Raw genomic sequence first — 15,817 nt, forward strand, 5'->3', positions numbered from 1 at the left:
ACTGGAGTTGTAAAGCTAATTGATTTTAGCTTATGCTATCGCAATAAGCCTTGTCTTAAATGCCTGTGGCATCTTTGCCATTCGTTTAGCAATCGCTTATGTGATAACAAAAAAAGCTAATCATAAAGATTAGCTAAACAACCTAGTCGTTCAAAGTTACGATTGAGGTCAATGAGGTAAGAGCTCATCGGCCTCTTTTCATTTACAGATTATACACTAAAAAGTTTGGTATTCCAAATATTTTTAAATCTTATGTATTCTTATTCACTGCTTGTTATATTTTTTCATAATTATAACTCAAGAGATACTAACTGTCTTTTTATACATTACAGTTAGATATTTTCTAAATACTTTAGATAATTATATTCTTGCATAAACATATGCTTAATACGATTTCTGACTAGGAAGATATTTATCTACTCTGCCAAAGATTGCCAAGCATTTTCCCTTATAGAAATGTATTCCAAAATAAAAAGTATTTTGATATTATTATTCTAGATTTTGGTATAAAGCTAATACCAAAATTTAGTAACTTTAGCGGCTACACACCCCTCACACAACTTAAAAGTTACGGAGGTGAGAGTCATGCTAAATTGGATAGACTGGAGTTGTAAAGCTAGTTGATTTTAGCTTATGCTATCGCAATAAGTCTTGTCTTAAATGCTTGTGGCATCTTTGCCATTCGTTTAGCAATCGCTTATGAGATAACAAAAAAAGCTAATCATAAAGATTAGCTAACAAAACCAGTCGTTCAAAGTTACGATTGAAGTGGGCGAGGTCGCATCTCGCTCACTTCTTTTCATTTACAGATTATACACTAAAAAGTTTGATATTCCAAACCTTTTCTTTTTGGATTATCTATCAAAGCGCTTATATTCCAAAGCATCTTTCGCAGCTAGGTTCAACAAATTCCATTGTCGGTCATAACTTGGTGAGAAGAAAAAGTCTTGTTCAACTAAGTCTTCAAGAGTTAACTTTTGTCTAATAGCCAAACTTAAAACATTTGTTAGTGGAACTTGCGCTGGCCCACCTAAAACACCACCACCTAAAATTTGATGACTTGCTTTATTATAAATTAAGTAAGTCAAAACTTTAGTATTATGATCTTCAGGAATATAAGCTGGTCTAATTCTATCCTTATAAATACTAATTTTGGCATCAATTTTCAAGAAATTCATTGCTCGTAAATTAAGCCCAGTAATTGCTGCATGAGCATCGAAAACTTCAAGCACTTGAGCACCTACTAAACCAGGAAATGGTCTGCTTGGCTTAGCTTCAAACAAATGATCAACTAAGTATTGAGCTTCATGCCGTGCAGCAACTGCAGATGGATTAGGTGCATATGTATTAGCCGGAATTGAAAATGGCCAGATTGCATCACCAATTGCATAAACATCAGCTGCACTAGTTCTAAAGTAATCATCTACTTGAATATAGCCCATCTTGTTTAATTCAATTGCACCATCTAAGTAGTCAGTCGCAGGTTTTATGCCAGCCGCAATAATAACCAAATCTGCCGCAACTTCACCTTTATCAGTTACCACTTTGCTTACCTGACCATTTTCACCAGTAAAACTTTCAACCTTAGTTTCCATCATTAAATTGACATGATGTTTTTCCATTTCAGAAGCAAAAACGTTAGTAAATTCCTCTGGAAGATAATTTTCAAGTGGGCGTTTCCCTGCATCAATCAAGGTAACATTCTTGCCATACTTTTCCATTACTTCAACAGCATTAATACCATTGCCTGCACCAATTACAACTACATTCTTAATATTAGGATTATTTTTAGCTGCATCAATTTTTTGAGCAGCTTCATAACCTCGCATCAAATAAATATTTGCTAGATCATTACCCGGAACTGGAAGATTGGCTGCATTTACACCAGACGAAATTATTAGCTTATCATAGTGGACCTGTTCTAATTCACCATTTTTTATATTTTTAACAGTAATTTGTTTAGATTGGGGATTTACTTCCACTACTTCATGACCTGAAACTACTTTTCCTCCCCTTGCTTCTAAATCTTCAGGAGCAAAATTTCGTACATCGTTGATTCCTGTTGTTTTCTGCTCTAAGAACAACTTCATCCCACATGACATAAATGAAACAAAGTCCCCTGCTTCATAAATAGTTACATCTAAGCCTTGATACTTATCTAATAGTTCAATTGCTGCTTCATGGCCACCATGAGATGCGCCAATAATTACAATTTTTTCTTGCATAAATACAACCTCCTAATTCAGTTGCTTAAAATCTACCCGTAATTCACTACTATTCGAATTACAATTCAAGTTTAGGACTTTGAAGTTTTTATACCAAAGAATCTGCTTATAAAATTGCAACAAATTATTTGGTTGTATTTTGCTGCTTATTATGCATTTATTAAGCTAGTTGATTAGCTCTTATGAAATAACAAAAAAGATTGGAAGTACGAACTTCCAATCTTTTCACTTATTAATACCAAGTAGTATTATCTACGATCTTCTTGGTGTTATCTGCAATATTTTTAGCACTATCCTTAAGTTGTGAAGTGTTTCTAGCAGTAACCATTGAAGCAATTGCATTAGCCATTTGAATCATGTTAGATTTCTTTTGTAATTGAACCATTTCTTGTTGTCTTTGAGCTAACAATTGTTGGTTTTGTAAGTTTTCTCTTTGAGCAGCTAATGAATCATCTAATTGTTGCTTCATAACCATTTGATCGTTCAAAACATTGTCGCGATATGCATCTTCCTTGAAGACTTTAACCATTTCTTTAATATTTTCAGCTTCGTGATTTTTCAAAATACTAATAAAGTGAGCAACAGAATCTAATGAATAATAATCAACTGGATACCAAGAAGCTGTCTTTTCTTGCATTTCATTCTTAATTGCAGTAATTTCTGTTGAAAGAATTGCACATTGTTGATCAATCTTAGCATTGCGAGCTCGAGCAGCTTGATTATGGTCTTCATCTTGTGCAGTCAACTTAGCATTTTCTGAGGCAACTTTACTATTGTAATTATTGCAATATAGATAAACAACAATAAGTCCAACAAAATGCCCCAAAATAGCTACTACCCAAATTAAAACATTGGGATAAGAAAAGAATAATGCAAATTCAAATAAAAAATCAAAAATCAAAAAGCCAATTTTAGTCTTTTTAAATTTGTTTTTATATTTATCTTGAAGTAGAACTAGTGGTATTCCAATTGATACAGCACCTATTACTATTCCCCAAAATACACCGCTCCAAGTAGTTTTCGGATTAACCATTGGATAAACAAATGAAGTAAAAACATAACCAAAAAAGAGACAAACCAAAAATACTTGCATCAACTTTCCCATGTCCGAAGTAATCTCTTCAGTTGTAATTTTTTTCTTTAAATTACTTTGTTGTAATTCAATCCGATCCTTTTCTAAGTTCATAACATTAGTAACTCGATCATTTATCTTATTTAAATAATCTTGAACTTGAAAAAGACCATTTAGCAAATCATTTCCTTCAGGTAAAACATTTCCTTTATTCATATCCATTGCATATATCTCCCTAATGATTGTTATTCCCCAAAAATTAATTCTTCTTGCGTTTAAATCCTACAAACATACCTAAACCAGCTAAGATTGAACCCATAGCAGCAAGAACATTTTCGTTATCGCCAGTTTGTGGTAATTGCTTACCATAGTGTTCTTCAACACGTGATTTAATTGGCATCTTAACAGTTCTTTGTGTTAAAGCAGCTGAAGTTAATTTATCAGTTGAAACAGCAACCTTCTTTTGACTGGTTATAACTTCTTGAGCAGGTGCAATTACGACTGGCTTAACTTCTGGAGCCTTAATATCTGCTGGTTCTTCTGTTGCTTTAACTTCTTCTGACTTCTTTGCATCTTCTGATGACTTAGTGTCGTCTGACTTCTTGCTATCTTCTGATGGCTTAGTGTCGTCTGACTTCTTTGCATCTTCTGAAGGCTTAGCTTCTTCTGACTTCTTGCTATCTTCTGATGGCTTAGCTTCTTCTGACTTCTTGCTATCTTCTGAAGGCTTAGCTTCTTCTGACTTCTTGCTGTCTTCTGATGGCTTAGTGTCGTCTGACTTCTTGCTGTCTTCTGATGACTTAGTGTCGTCTGACTTCTTGCTATCTTCTGATGGCTTAGCTTCTTCTGACTTCTTGCTATCTTCTGATGGCTTAGCTTCTTCTGACTTCTTGCTATCTTCTGATGACTTAGTGTCGTCTGACTTCTTTGCATCTTCTGATGGCTTAGTGTCGTCTGACTTCTTTGCATCTTCTGATGGCTTAGTGTCGTCTGATTTCTTGCTATCTTCTGATGGCTTAGCTTCTTCTGACTTCTTGCTATCTTCTGATGGCTTAGCTTCTTCAGCTTTCTTAGCTTCTTCTGACTTCTTTGCTTCAGTAAGTTTAGCTTGAGCTTCGGCTAAAACTTGTTTAGCAGCAGCTAAATCAGCTTGAGCTTTTTCTAAAGCCTTTTGAGCATCTTGATTGTTAACAGTTGCAATAGCATATGCATCGTGAACACTCTTATTGCTTTCAAGGCGAGCCTTAGCGTCACTAACAGCCTTATTAACCGCATTGATTTGAGCATTCATATTGTCAATTGTAGCTTGAGCTTTAGCAACAACTTTCTTATTAGCTGTCAAAGCTGTATCTGCCTGTTCAAAGAATTGTCTTGCTGCATTTAAAGCAAATCCCGTTATTGCTGAAGCTTGAATAGAAGCTTGATGTGCATCTTGTGCCTCTTTTAAAGCCACTTTGTCTTGTGCATGCTTTGCGTCGTAGTTAGCTAAGGCAGTCTTGGCATCATTTAGCGTGCGACTAGCATCAGCTAATTTAGCGTTAGCAGCGGTTAAAGCGGCGTTTGCAGTAGCCATTTCGTCATTTGCATGATCTAAAGTCTTTTGAGCAGTAGTTAAGGCAGTTTGTGCATCAGCTTGAGCTTTGCTTGCTTTTTGAGCTTGCGTTTGAGCTGACTTTGCATTAGTTTCACTTTCAGCAGCAGTCTTTTCAGCTTCTGACAAAGTGCGTGCAGCGTCATTGGCAGTTGTTACAGCGCCACTTAAACTTCTTTGAGCATTGTCTAAAACAGTTTGTGCAGCAGTTAAATGGTCGCCAGCTTCACTTTGACTAGCCTTAGCAGCATTTAAGTTATCATTAGCAGTCTCCATTGCAGATTTTGCAGCGTTTGTAGCTTGATCAGCATTAGCCTTATCATCGCTAGACTTTTGAGCAACGGCTTGAGCAGCGGTTAAGGCACTAGTTAAGGCTTTCATCTTATCGTTAGCAACTGTTAATTGAGCATTAAGATCAGTTACCTTGGCTGTTTCATTATTGATATCTTCATTAGCAGCGGCGGCGTCACGTTTAGCTTGAGCCTTATCAATTGGTGAAACAAGCTTAGCTTGGAACATTTCTGGATGTTCTAAGTAGCTGTTAGGAGCTGTAATAACGTGCGTAGAAACTTCAGCAGTACCAAGATTGTTAAAGCTTATACCGAAATATTCAGAATTAGCATGATCAGTTTGATAAAGAACACCAAGTAAATCAGACATATGATGCCATTCATCGGGTGTCATGACTAACTCTAAAATATTATAGTAGACATAAGATTTAAGTGAATCCATGCTTATATTATAATTACCTGTGAATACCCACTGTCCGTCTTCATACTTATTGTATTTCTCATATTCATCATCTGATAAAGGATAAAAATTACCTTGTTCATCAGACTTAGGTTGATCACCAAGATACCAATTAGTCATATCTTCATAATATTGGCCACCATCTTTAAATCCGTATTGCCCCATAACAGAAGTGATAACTGGAACATCATGACCTTTGTCGTCAGAAATAATACGGTGATCAGCGGTATAACCAGCTGCAATTTTATCAGCAGCTTCCATAAAGGTTTCACTGACAGTCACTGGCTTAGAGCCAACTTGAGCACGAACTTGGTTAAGTAAATCAGCTGCAAATTGTGCAAGTTCAAGTTTTTGTTCGTGAGTCAAGTTCATCACATTAACAATGCGCAACTTGTCATAGTCATTCGACTTGTAATCATTCATATTACGAGAAATATGAATAGCTGGTACCATGTCAGACTTGAATTGATCACTATTCACTGCCTTAACAGCATATGCCAGTGGGTCATCGCTAGCTTGGGCTAATTGAGTGTACTTCTTAATAACATTAACTTGTTCATCAGACAAAGTTAAGGTATTTTCAAAGTAGCGACTTGCTTCGTAGTAACGCATCTTAGCAGTTTCTAAGTCGGTTTTAGCTGCTTGAAGCTTAGATTGTAAATCGTTAACGGCAGCTTGGGCATTATCAAAATTTGTTTGAGCAGTGGCCACAGCATCATTTGCTTCAGCTAATTTCTTAGCAGCGTCACTAGCGCGATTTGTGGCTTCTTCAGCTGCTTTTTGAGCATCATCAAAAGCTTGTTGAGCAGCACTTACAGCGTCATCCTTAGCAGTCTTGTCAGACTTAGCTTGATCAAGTGCAGCTTGGGCAGTTTGAGTGCCAGCTTGAGCAGTTTTGACAGCAGCTTGCGCCTTGTCATTTTCTGCTTGAGCGGTGGCTACTGCAGCTTTAGCACTAGCAAGTTTAGCTTCAGCATCTTTTTGAGCTTGATTTGACTTTTCAAGTTCAGCATTTGCTTCGTTCACCTTAGTTTGAGCAGCATCCACACCTGCTTGAGCTTGGGAAACAGCTTGCTTTTTAGTGTTGACAACGCCAGTTGCCTCTTCAGCAGCTTTTTGAGCAGCATCAGCAGTTTCTTGAGCCTTGTCAGCTTTTTCTTGGTAACTCGTATCATAAGCTGCTTGCTTACTTCTCAAGTTAGCCCATGTTTTATCAAATTGAGCATTTGCTTTGTCGTCTTCTGCTTGAGCTTTATTAAGTCGTTCCTTGAGCTCATCAGCATTTTGAGTTAATTCAGGAGTTTTAGCAGATTCAGCTGCTTTTGTTTCTTCTGCCTTAGCTAATTCACTCTTAGCTGAAGTAATCTTATCAGGTGCTTCTTTAATAGTTGCATTATCTTCAGCGTCTTGCTTGTTAGCTTCATCATTAGCAGCTTTTGCTTTTTCAAGAGCTGCAGCAGTTTGGTTAGCCTTGTCGACGGCTGTATCTGCGCTTGCTTGAGCAAGTTTTTCATTAGCTTGTGCTAAGTTGACATTAGCAGTAGCTGTATCAACAGATGAGGTAGACTTAGTTTGAGTTTCATTATTATCAGTAGTTTTCACATCAGCTTTTACAGTAGTGGTTTTAGAAGCCATAAGTAGAGCTACTGCAATAGTTGCTGAAGTAATCAATTTATTTGTCTTCATAATATTTCCTCCAAAAGAATTGATAAACTATTTTCCCCTAATAGTTAAATTTAAATACTTTGCACTATGTGAGCCTTGTTGGCAAGAAAAGGCCTAGAACCAGAACTCCATTCCAGTTGAAGACCTTTTCTACGTTTAAAGAAAGAATAAGTATATAAGTTTTTGTAGTTTGAAAAATGTAAGATATTTGGGCATCAATTATTTAATAAGATTTAAATAACTAGCAGGTGCCCATTGTTGATCGGTACCTAAACGATAGTAAGTTCTACCGTTAATGGTCTTTCTGGCAAATACTTTCCAGTTACTATTAGTTGAAATGTATTTGCCAGTGTAATTGCCTTCACCATCAAGTAAGGCAATCATCCAGCCTGGATTGTTGTTAATTACTGGGGCGTGGGCAATTCCTGAAATAGCTTCTTCTGTACTTGAAGGAGTTTCACTCTTAGTTGGAGCTACTGTTTTGGCAGTTTCGCTTGCCTTGAATTGTAAGAATCTTTCTGGAACCCATTGCTTGTCAGTACCCAAACGGTAGTATGTTGTACCGTTAATAGTCTTCTTAGCATATACTTTCCAGTTACTGTTGGTTGGGATGTACTTACCAGTGTAGTTGCCTTCACCATCAAGTAATGCAATCATCCAACCAGGGTTATTGTTAATTACTGGGGCGTATGCAACACCTGATACTGCTTCTTCTTTAGCTGCAGTGGTTTGGGTTGCTGGTGTTTCTTTGCTTTCAGTCTTTGTAGGAGTTGTTGACTTAGCAGATTCAGTTAATTTAACTTCTAAGAACTTACCTGGAACCCATTGTTTATCTGTACCTAAACGGTAGTAATCTTCACCATTAACAGTCTTCTTAGCTAATACCTTCCAGTTACTGTTGGTTGGGATGTATTTGCCAGTGTAATTGCCTTCGCCATCAAGTAACGCAATCATCCAGCCAGCGTTGTTGTTAATTACAGGAGCATATGCAACACCTGATACTGCTTCTTCTTTACTATCCTTAGTTTGAGTTGCAGTTTCCTTTGCTGGTGTTTCTTTAGTTTCTGTCTTTGCAGGAGTTTCAGTCTTAACTGGTTGAGCTGACTTTACAGTTACGAACTTAGCTGGAACCCATTGCTTATCTGTACCTAAGCGGTAGTAATCTTCACCATTCATTGTCTTCTTAGCGAAGATCTTCCAGTTGGAATCAGTTGAGATGAATTGACCAGTGTAGTTGCCTTCGCCATCTAATAAAGCAATCTTCCACCCACGATTGTTGTTAATTACTGGGGCGTATACTACACCAGTGTATGCGACTTCTTTGCTGTCCTTAGTTTGTGATGCAGCTTCTTTTGCAGGAGTTTCTTTAGTTTCTGTTTTGGCAGGAGTTTCAGTCTTGGCTTGATCAGCTGACTTTACTGTTACATAATCAGCTGAAATCCATTGTTTGTCTGTCCCTAGGCGGTAGTAGACTTCACCATCAATAGTCTTCTTTGCTAAAATCTTCCAATTAGAATTAGTAGCAATATTCTTACCAGTATAATTTCCTTCACCATCTACCAATGGAAGTTTCCAAAAAGGATTAAAGGCAAATTCCGGAACATATGCAATACCAGCAAAGGATTCTTCTTTAGAAATCTTTTTAGGTTTTTCAGGCTGATTTTCTTTAGCTTCTGTCTTTTTGTGGTCTTTTTTCTCTACTACCATTCCACCAGATTGGTGCAAAGTAACTACACCATCCGCACTGATTGCAGCCCCTTTTCCTCCAGTACGATTGGATTCATTTGAAATTGGCATATGAGTTGAAATAGGAATCTTTAGCCCCTCATCTTGAGCAGTAAGAAACATAGGTAAAAGATAATGTTCATTAATTACATCAACAACAGATCCTGAAATAGATTTTGCATCCTTATCAACGTAAATTTTTAGTGGCTTAGTGATAGGTGTTTTATCATTTTCATCAACAAACTTAACAGTTATAAGTTTTTTATTTTTAAGCTCATCACTCGACATTTTTGAAGCAGTTAATTCTGCAGAATCAGTTTTACCAAAAATTGACGTTTCTAAAACATGTTTGTTTTCTGGGCTGTCATCAAGATTATAACCTAGATAATTTAGATATGTTTTAAGGTAATTTATACCGTATATCATTCCTGGTTCTGTACCAAAATCTTTTAAAGCAATTTCTTCTTTTGTACTCCAATCTGACGAGTTACTATAAAAAACAAATTGCCCAGAATCCTTATCTTTAACAAAAACAGCCATAAAATGATAACCCTTAGGTAAATCATCGGGTCCTGGATATTCTTCAGATTCTGAAGACTTTTCGTCCTTAGCTTCAGTTGATGAGCTCTCCTTGCTCTTATCACTTGTAGCTTTGGCTGCGCTAGAACTAGTTGATTCACTTGCAGATGTCTTGCTTTCACTTGCACTAGTTGAAGTACTTGAGCTAGTAGAGGTTTCCTTGTCTGCTTTAGCTGTTGAAGTGTCTGCCTTAGTTGTTGTGGCTTTTGCCATTTCAGCTTTCACTACATCAACAGCTTTGTTCAATTCATCAAGCTTTGTGTTAACGACGTTAATGTCGCTCCCCTTAACAGCAGCTTCAGCATCTGTGATTGCCTTATCTAATCCTGCTTGCTTCTTTTGTTCATCTGTTACCTTCAAAGCTTTTGCTGAATCTAATGCAGCTTGCAACTTAGTCTTTGCGTCGCTAAGCTTGGCATCAGAACTTGCTTGCGTAGTAGCTGCTTCACTTGTTTCAGCAGCATGAACTTGACTACTTACCCCTGTGCTCATGAATGCAACCGTTGCTAGCAATACAGAAGCGGCCCCAATGCTTAACTTCCGAATACTGAAACGTTGGCATTCTTTTACACTTTGTTCAATATGTTTATGTGCCATAATTTATTCTCCTCCAAGAATAACGATTTCAATCTACCTAGTAGACAAGGCCTATTTTACCCCCCCCGAAAATATTTCAAGTATATATATAAATTATTTTAAAATTATATACGCACATGCCCGCAATATATTTTCACAATATATATTAAAGATTATTTATATATCAGCAATTCTAATTGATTTCAATTTGTGATAATAATTATTTTTTGAATGAATGCGTTTTTTTGCAGCTATTAATATATTGTTATTTTTATTATATTTTTTTAAATAAAAACCCTGAAATTCATATCTGAATTTCAGGGTTCATATTATTTTTACTAATTACGTTATTTCATCTTTTCACTAATTAAGCTTACTAATCTTTTAGCAATTTCTTTTTTGGTCATTTCTGGCCAACTAACTGGTTCAAGGCCCTTTTGTAAGATATATACTTGATTTTTATCACTTCCAAAAACACCAGTACTTACATCATTAGCTACAATCATATCAACATGTTTACGCTCTAGCTTTGTTTGCGCATTAACTAATAAATTCTCTGTTTCAGCCGCAAAACCTACAACAATTTGTCGGTCTTTCTTCTTCCCCATTGTTTTTAAAATATCTGGAGTTTGCGTCAGCTCAAGTATTAAGTTTGTTTGACCTGGTTTTTTCTTAATTTTTTGATTGAAATTATTTTTAATCTTATAGTCAGCTGGAGCGGCTACCATTACCAAACAATCACACGCATCAAATAGCTGCTCTACTTGATTCAGCATATCTTCAGTTGAACTTACTTGGTGGATTTTTATTAATTCATTATTGGGAACAGCTATATCAATATTTCCAACAACCAAGTCAACTTGTGCACCTGCTTTGGCAAATTCGTCTGCAATTGCAATGCCCATCTTACCACTAGAACGATTTCCCAAGTAGCGGACTGGATCAACAGCTTCTCTTGTTCCCCCTGCTGTGACGATTACTCGTTTACCTTGCAAGGTGTTTGGGGTAGACAAGCTATCACAAACAAACTTGGTAATTTCATCTGGTTCTGGCATTCTTCCTCTGCCCTGATAGCCTTCAGCGAGCATCCCCACCTTAGGCTCTAAAATTACCACACCATCAGCTTTAAGTTGCGTTAGATTACGCTTTACCGCCGGATTAGCCAACATATGACTATTCATAGCTGGGACCACAATTTTAGGACAGTTACTTGCTAAAATAGTCGTACTAGCTGCGTCATCAGCTAGCCCCCAAGCCATCTTAGCCAAAAAATCAGCTGTCGCAGGCACAACGAGTGCTAATTCACTCCAATCAGCCAATTCAATATGAGGTATTTTGGCTTCATTCTCTTTTCCCCACAAATCATCAAGCACTTCTTCTTTAGTTAAGGCTGCTAATGTTTGGCTACTTACAAATTTTTCTGCATTTTTTGTCATTACCACTCGAACTTGATGTCCAAGCTTTTGTAAATTTCTTACGACTGATACTGCTTTATATGTTGCAATACCACCTGTTAAGTAAACTGCTATTCTAGCCATTTATTCTTCCAATTTATCTTTAAATTCCAATTATCACTATCAACAATCAATGAATCAATATAGCCCTTTAATTTAGGTCTTACCTCGATAGAACGTCGGTATTCCTCAGAATTGATAATCTGTTCCTTACTCATTCCACCTTTACCGACAAAATAATCCCAGTGCATATCTCCTAAGAATCTAGCTATTTTTGCTTTTTCTTCATCAGCCAATTCCATATTATCCAAATACCGTAAATGGTAGCGATTGTTTTGCTCGAACAAATCCCATAGATATTGCCGATAATTATTTAAATGACCATGCTTTTCAGCTGGAGCCAAATAATCGTCCATATTAAAGCTGTATCTCTTATAACATAATTGCTTATCATTCAAGCTGATTTCTCCATAGCCTTGATCTGTTGAACTAAAGCAAGATGTAACTACTTCATAAGCTGAACAATCTGGAGCCTTTTTGATACTTTGCGCATGAATGTGGCCAGAAAAGACCGCCTGCACATTGTATTTATTAAATAGCCTTTTTACCTGACTAGCATTATCTAAAACAAAATTGTGATAAATAACTGCATTGTGCCGATATAAGTTATGGTGCATGAAAAACAACACATGTTGATGATTAGATTCTGCTTCAATGATTTGCCCTTCAATAAAGGCTAATTCTTCATCATCAATTCGACCATGCGTATGAGGATGGGTTAATGAATACTCCATCGGATAAATATTAGAATCTGCTAAAATCAATCGATAATTCGGACTCAAATTAACACTATATGCTAAAGAACTACCATCTTCCCTAGCCGCATAGCGATAACTACTATCATAAAAAATTTCCTTAAAATCCTGCGGACTAACTTGGTCTGTCCGATATTGAACATCATCTTTAAATTTACGTGCCCAACCATCATAAATATCATGATTTCCAGGCAAGACTAGCAATTTAATTCCATGCCGCCTTAAAGGCGCAAAGATTTCCGCAAAGCGCTGCATTGAAAGACGCTCACCATTAAATGTAATATCACCAGTTACGACCACGACATCTGGTTTTTCTTTTAGAACCTTTCTAGTAAAAGCAAGCAAGGCCTTTTGCTGATAATGTAAGTCTTTACCTACACTGGTATTTTGCATTTTTTGAAAAGCCCAGCCCTTATCATGAAGTTCATTAGCTATCAAATGTGTATCACTAATTACCCAGATTTTAGGATTTTCTTTTTGCGTCAGAAGATTCTTTAGCATTTCCCATCACACTTCATTCTTATCGTTTATTTGCCCAGAACTGGTAGAAATCTACTCGTAAGTTACCGTTAAACAACTTACGTTTTTTAGTAGCTTTTTGACCAAAATATTTTTCAAAATCAGGATCACTAGTTAAATAATACTGGCTAAAGTCTTTATAGCTTCCCAAGACTTGCCCCATTTCTTCATATAACTTGTGAGCTCCATCTCGATCTTTTAGTCTCTTACCATATGGAGGGTTCGAAATAATAATACCGTTTTCAAGGTCAGTCTTAAAGTCCTTGACTGCAACTTGTTTAAATTTAATATCTTGCAAAACCCCTGCATTATGAGCATTTAACTTAGCATACTCCAAAACACTTTGATCAATATCACTAGCCCAGATTGTACTTTCTAGCGGTTTAATTTGTGCTTGAGCTTGCTCTACGCCAGCTTGGTGCAACTTCTTATCAAACCAATCAAAGCCATCAAAACTAAACTCACGCTTCATTCCAGGGGCAATATTTTTGGCAAGCAAGGCTGCCTCAATTGGCAAAGTACCAGAACCACACATTGGATCAACTAAGGGGTGTGTACCATTAAATGGGGTTAATTCTAGTAATCCTGCTGCAAAAGTTTCTTTTAAAGGCGCTCCACCATGTTCAACACGGTAGCCCCTCTTAAATAAACTTGCCCCTGTTGTATCAAGCGACAAGCGGGCAACATCTTTATAAATATGAATATCAAGCGGGAAGGCATTTCCTGTTTCTGGTAAAAAGCCACGACGATGATACTGCTTCACCATCTTGTCAACGATAGCCTTTTTTACAATTGATTGAACATCAGGTTCTGAATGTAACTTACTTCTTACAGCCCGGCCTTGAACAGGAAAAGCTGCATCAACTGGCAAAAGAAGCGCCCAATCATAGTCATAAACTTCATCATAAAGCTGCTCAAAACTAACTGCTTTAAATTCTTTAAGTAAAATTTTTACACGGTCTGCACTTCTCAACCAAAGGTTAGTTTTAACAATATCCTCTTGTCCACCTTCAAAAAAGACCCGACCATTTTCATTGCGTGTCTGATAACCTAATTTTTGTAATTCTTTACTTACAGTGCTTTCAAAACCAGCACCCATTGTTGCATAGAGAGTATATTTTTCTGTCATAGTATCTTTCTAATTCTTAATTTTTCCAATAAAAAAAGTTGAGTCCCTAAAGACTCAACTAGCTTTGCAAACTTCTATAAGCCACGTTCTGTTCCAGTAATAGTTAGCCACACTATTACTTTCAGCAACCATCTATCTTCATGTCGCCATGATCTCGCCTTTAGTTCAATTTCTTAGACGAAGACGCCCCTACCAAATTTGGGTTGCCCGCTCGCAGGGTTTACCTCGTTCCACCAAGCTAGTTTCCCAGCTTGCTACGTCACTGTGGCACTTTCAAGGATATTCACACATAGCCAAAAGGCCTTAGCGTTTTTTCCGCCATAATAATATCTAACATATTATCCTCCAGCTTATTGGGCTGAATACGATCACTACAAGCATCGCAGCTTGTGCGGGCGTGGACTTTCCTCAGCTAACCAAAGTTAACCGCGATTGCTCAAAATTTGCATCGAATTTTATTATACCAAAAGCTTATTGATTTTGCATACCAAATACGCGTTGTTCTAAATTATATACTTTACGTTCTAATGTAGAAACACGTTGAATAAGCTCCATGTTGGTACTAATTTCATTAGTTGGGACTTGATTTTGGACTGGACTAGCCTTAAAGCCTGAAGGGGTATAAGTTTTAACATCATCAGCTGGAGCAGGTGCTACAGTTTGAGTTGCTACTTCAGCTCCCTCTTTAGCTGTCCGTTGACTTTCAAGCAATTCTCTTTGAAGCTTGCCAATCTTACCATACAAATCTTCAATAATACTATTGTAAGTTTCATAATCAGAAATAATTTGATCTAAGAATTTATCAACTTCTTCTTGATCGTAACCTTTCATCTTATGAGCAAACTGCTTTTTAAGAATATCTTGCGATGAAAGTTTAATATCTTTTAAATCTGCCATTTTCTGACAACTCCTTTATCTTGTTTTATTTTAGCAAAAAAAACAAAAATAGAAAAATTTATCCTGACTTGCTTAGCGTATTTTTAATATTTAGTTTTTTTAATTGAAATAATCAGGTCTATGGGCTTCGGCATATTCATTAGCTGCATCTTCTAATGAATAAAAATCAATTAAATCCAAGTCGTAATCTCGCTTTTGTTGGTATTTCTGAATTAATTCAAAATCATACTTCGACTTACCAGGATGCTCTGGATCATAAATCATGATGGCACTATCTGTATGTTGAACCATAAAATTTTGATAATTTCGCAATTGAACAGGACTTTGATAAGGAGAATTGGAGGTTGATCCAAAAAAATCGACCTGCTCTTTTAATGATAGAAAATGATTTTGATTATCTTCATTCCAGCGATTGGAAAATTCTTGATATGGAACCATCATTGAGACATTAACTGGATAATCTTTCTGCAATTCAATCGTTGCTTCCAAGGCCCATTGTTCAACACCAAGTTGTGCACCTGAAATAACCCAATCAAGTTCACCATTTTCAAGCAAAGACCGTAGATGATTTTTTAAACAATATTTAATAACTTTGATTTTGGGATCTTTTTGATTGAATACTCCAAGCTCATAACTTCGATAACCAGTTATCCAAACACGTTTCATATCAACTCACCTTTCTAAAAATAATATATCTCACTTTGATAATTTTGGGCTATTGAAAAGCGTTTATTTTATAGATAAATACGCGTGGTGCTAGTTAAATCTTTCTAGACAATAAGCCAAATTATAAGCTAAAATTGCAATTTCCAACCGGCTT

At 36.5% G+C, this 15,817-nt stretch carries 9 protein-coding genes and 1 other RNA gene; all 10 read right to left on the reverse strand.

Annotation, left to right across the window (positions count from 1 at the left end):
• Positions 1-854 precede the first annotated feature (854 nt).
• Complete coding sequence (locus ETI37_RS05655; RefSeq protein WP_006586751.1) at positions 855-2,225, reverse strand: FAD-dependent oxidoreductase; 1,371 nt, start codon at positions 2,223-2,225, stop codon at positions 855-857.
• 232 nt (positions 2,226-2,457) lie between these two features.
• Positions 2,458-3,519: a hypothetical protein gene (locus ETI37_RS05660; RefSeq protein ID WP_006586752.1), complete on the reverse strand. Its 1,062-nt coding sequence runs from the start codon at positions 3,517-3,519 to the stop codon at positions 2,458-2,460.
• A 37-nt stretch (positions 3,520-3,556) separates the two neighbouring features.
• Positions 3,557-7,324, reverse strand: a complete 3,768-nt coding sequence (locus ETI37_RS05665) for an SEC10/PgrA surface exclusion domain-containing protein (protein WP_143458478.1) — start codon at positions 7,322-7,324, stop codon at positions 3,557-3,559.
• 198 nt (positions 7,325-7,522) lie between these two features.
• Positions 7,523-10,204 (reverse strand): SLAP domain-containing protein, encoded by a 2,682-nt coding sequence (locus ETI37_RS07910; RefSeq protein WP_006586754.1) that lies wholly within the window; start codon positions 10,202-10,204, stop codon positions 7,523-7,525.
• A gap of 326 nt (positions 10,205-10,530) precedes the next feature.
• Complete coding sequence (coaBC, locus tag ETI37_RS05690; protein ID WP_006586755.1) at positions 10,531-11,721, reverse strand: bifunctional phosphopantothenoylcysteine decarboxylase/phosphopantothenate--cysteine ligase CoaBC; 1,191 nt, start codon at positions 11,719-11,721, stop codon at positions 10,531-10,533.
• A complete protein-coding gene (locus tag ETI37_RS05695) occupies positions 11,709-12,953 on the reverse strand; it encodes a metallophosphoesterase (protein ID WP_006586756.1) in 1,245 nt (414 codons plus the stop codon). Before ETI37_RS05695 ends, coaBC begins: the two co-directional genes overlap by 13 nt.
• A 19-nt stretch (positions 12,954-12,972) precedes the next feature.
• The gene (locus tag ETI37_RS05700) at positions 12,973-14,100 is read right to left on the reverse strand and encodes a THUMP domain-containing class I SAM-dependent RNA methyltransferase (RefSeq protein WP_006586757.1); all 1,128 of its coding nucleotides are present in this window, start codon (positions 14,098-14,100) and stop codon (positions 12,973-12,975) included.
• A 72-nt stretch (positions 14,101-14,172) separates the two neighbouring features.
• Positions 14,173-14,544: RNase P RNA component class B (gene rnpB, locus ETI37_RS05705), an RNA gene on the reverse strand.
• A gap of 27 nt (positions 14,545-14,571) precedes the next feature.
• Positions 14,572-14,997, reverse strand: coding sequence for a cell division regulator GpsB (locus tag ETI37_RS05710; protein WP_006586758.1), 426 nt, complete (start codon positions 14,995-14,997; stop codon positions 14,572-14,574).
• A gap of 99 nt (positions 14,998-15,096) precedes the next feature.
• Positions 15,097-15,663 (reverse strand): SLOG family protein, encoded by a 567-nt coding sequence (locus tag ETI37_RS05715; RefSeq protein ID WP_006586759.1) that lies wholly within the window; start codon positions 15,661-15,663, stop codon positions 15,097-15,099.
• Between the last annotated feature and the right edge of the window lie 154 nt (positions 15,664-15,817).

The sequence above is a fragment of the Lactobacillus mulieris genome (assembly GCF_007095465.1).
GTDB classification, from domain to species: domain Bacteria; phylum Bacillota; class Bacilli; order Lactobacillales; family Lactobacillaceae; genus Lactobacillus; species Lactobacillus mulieris.

What these genes read in the sequence shown, in the direction of transcription:
- ETI37_RS05655 (WP_006586751.1), bottom strand. Translation starts at nt 2,225, where the DNA reads ATGCAAGAAAAAATTGTAATTATTGGCGCATCTCATGGTGGCCATGAA.
- ETI37_RS05660 (WP_006586752.1), bottom strand. Translation starts at nt 3,519, where the DNA reads ATGGATATGAATAAAGGAAATGTTTTACCTGAAGGAAATGATTTGCTA.
- ETI37_RS05665 (WP_143458478.1), bottom strand. Translation starts at nt 7,324, where the DNA reads ATGAAGACAAATAAATTGATTACTTCAGCAACTATTGCAGTAGCTCTA.
- ETI37_RS07910 (WP_006586754.1), bottom strand. Translation starts at nt 10,204, where the DNA reads ATGGCACATAAACATATTGAACAAAGTGTAAAAGAATGCCAACGTTTC.
- coaBC (WP_006586755.1), bottom strand. Translation starts at nt 11,721, where the DNA reads ATGGCTAGAATAGCAGTTTACTTAACAGGTGGTATTGCAACATATAAA.
- ETI37_RS05695 (WP_006586756.1), bottom strand. Translation starts at nt 12,953, where the DNA reads ATGCTAAAGAATCTTCTGACGCAAAAAGAAAATCCTAAAATCTGGGTA.
- ETI37_RS05700 (WP_006586757.1), bottom strand. Translation starts at nt 14,100, where the DNA reads ATGACAGAAAAATATACTCTCTATGCAACAATGGGTGCTGGTTTTGAA.
- ETI37_RS05710 (WP_006586758.1), bottom strand. Translation starts at nt 14,997, where the DNA reads ATGGCAGATTTAAAAGATATTAAACTTTCATCGCAAGATATTCTTAAA.
- ETI37_RS05715 (WP_006586759.1), bottom strand. Translation starts at nt 15,663, where the DNA reads ATGAAACGTGTTTGGATAACTGGTTATCGAAGTTATGAGCTTGGAGTA.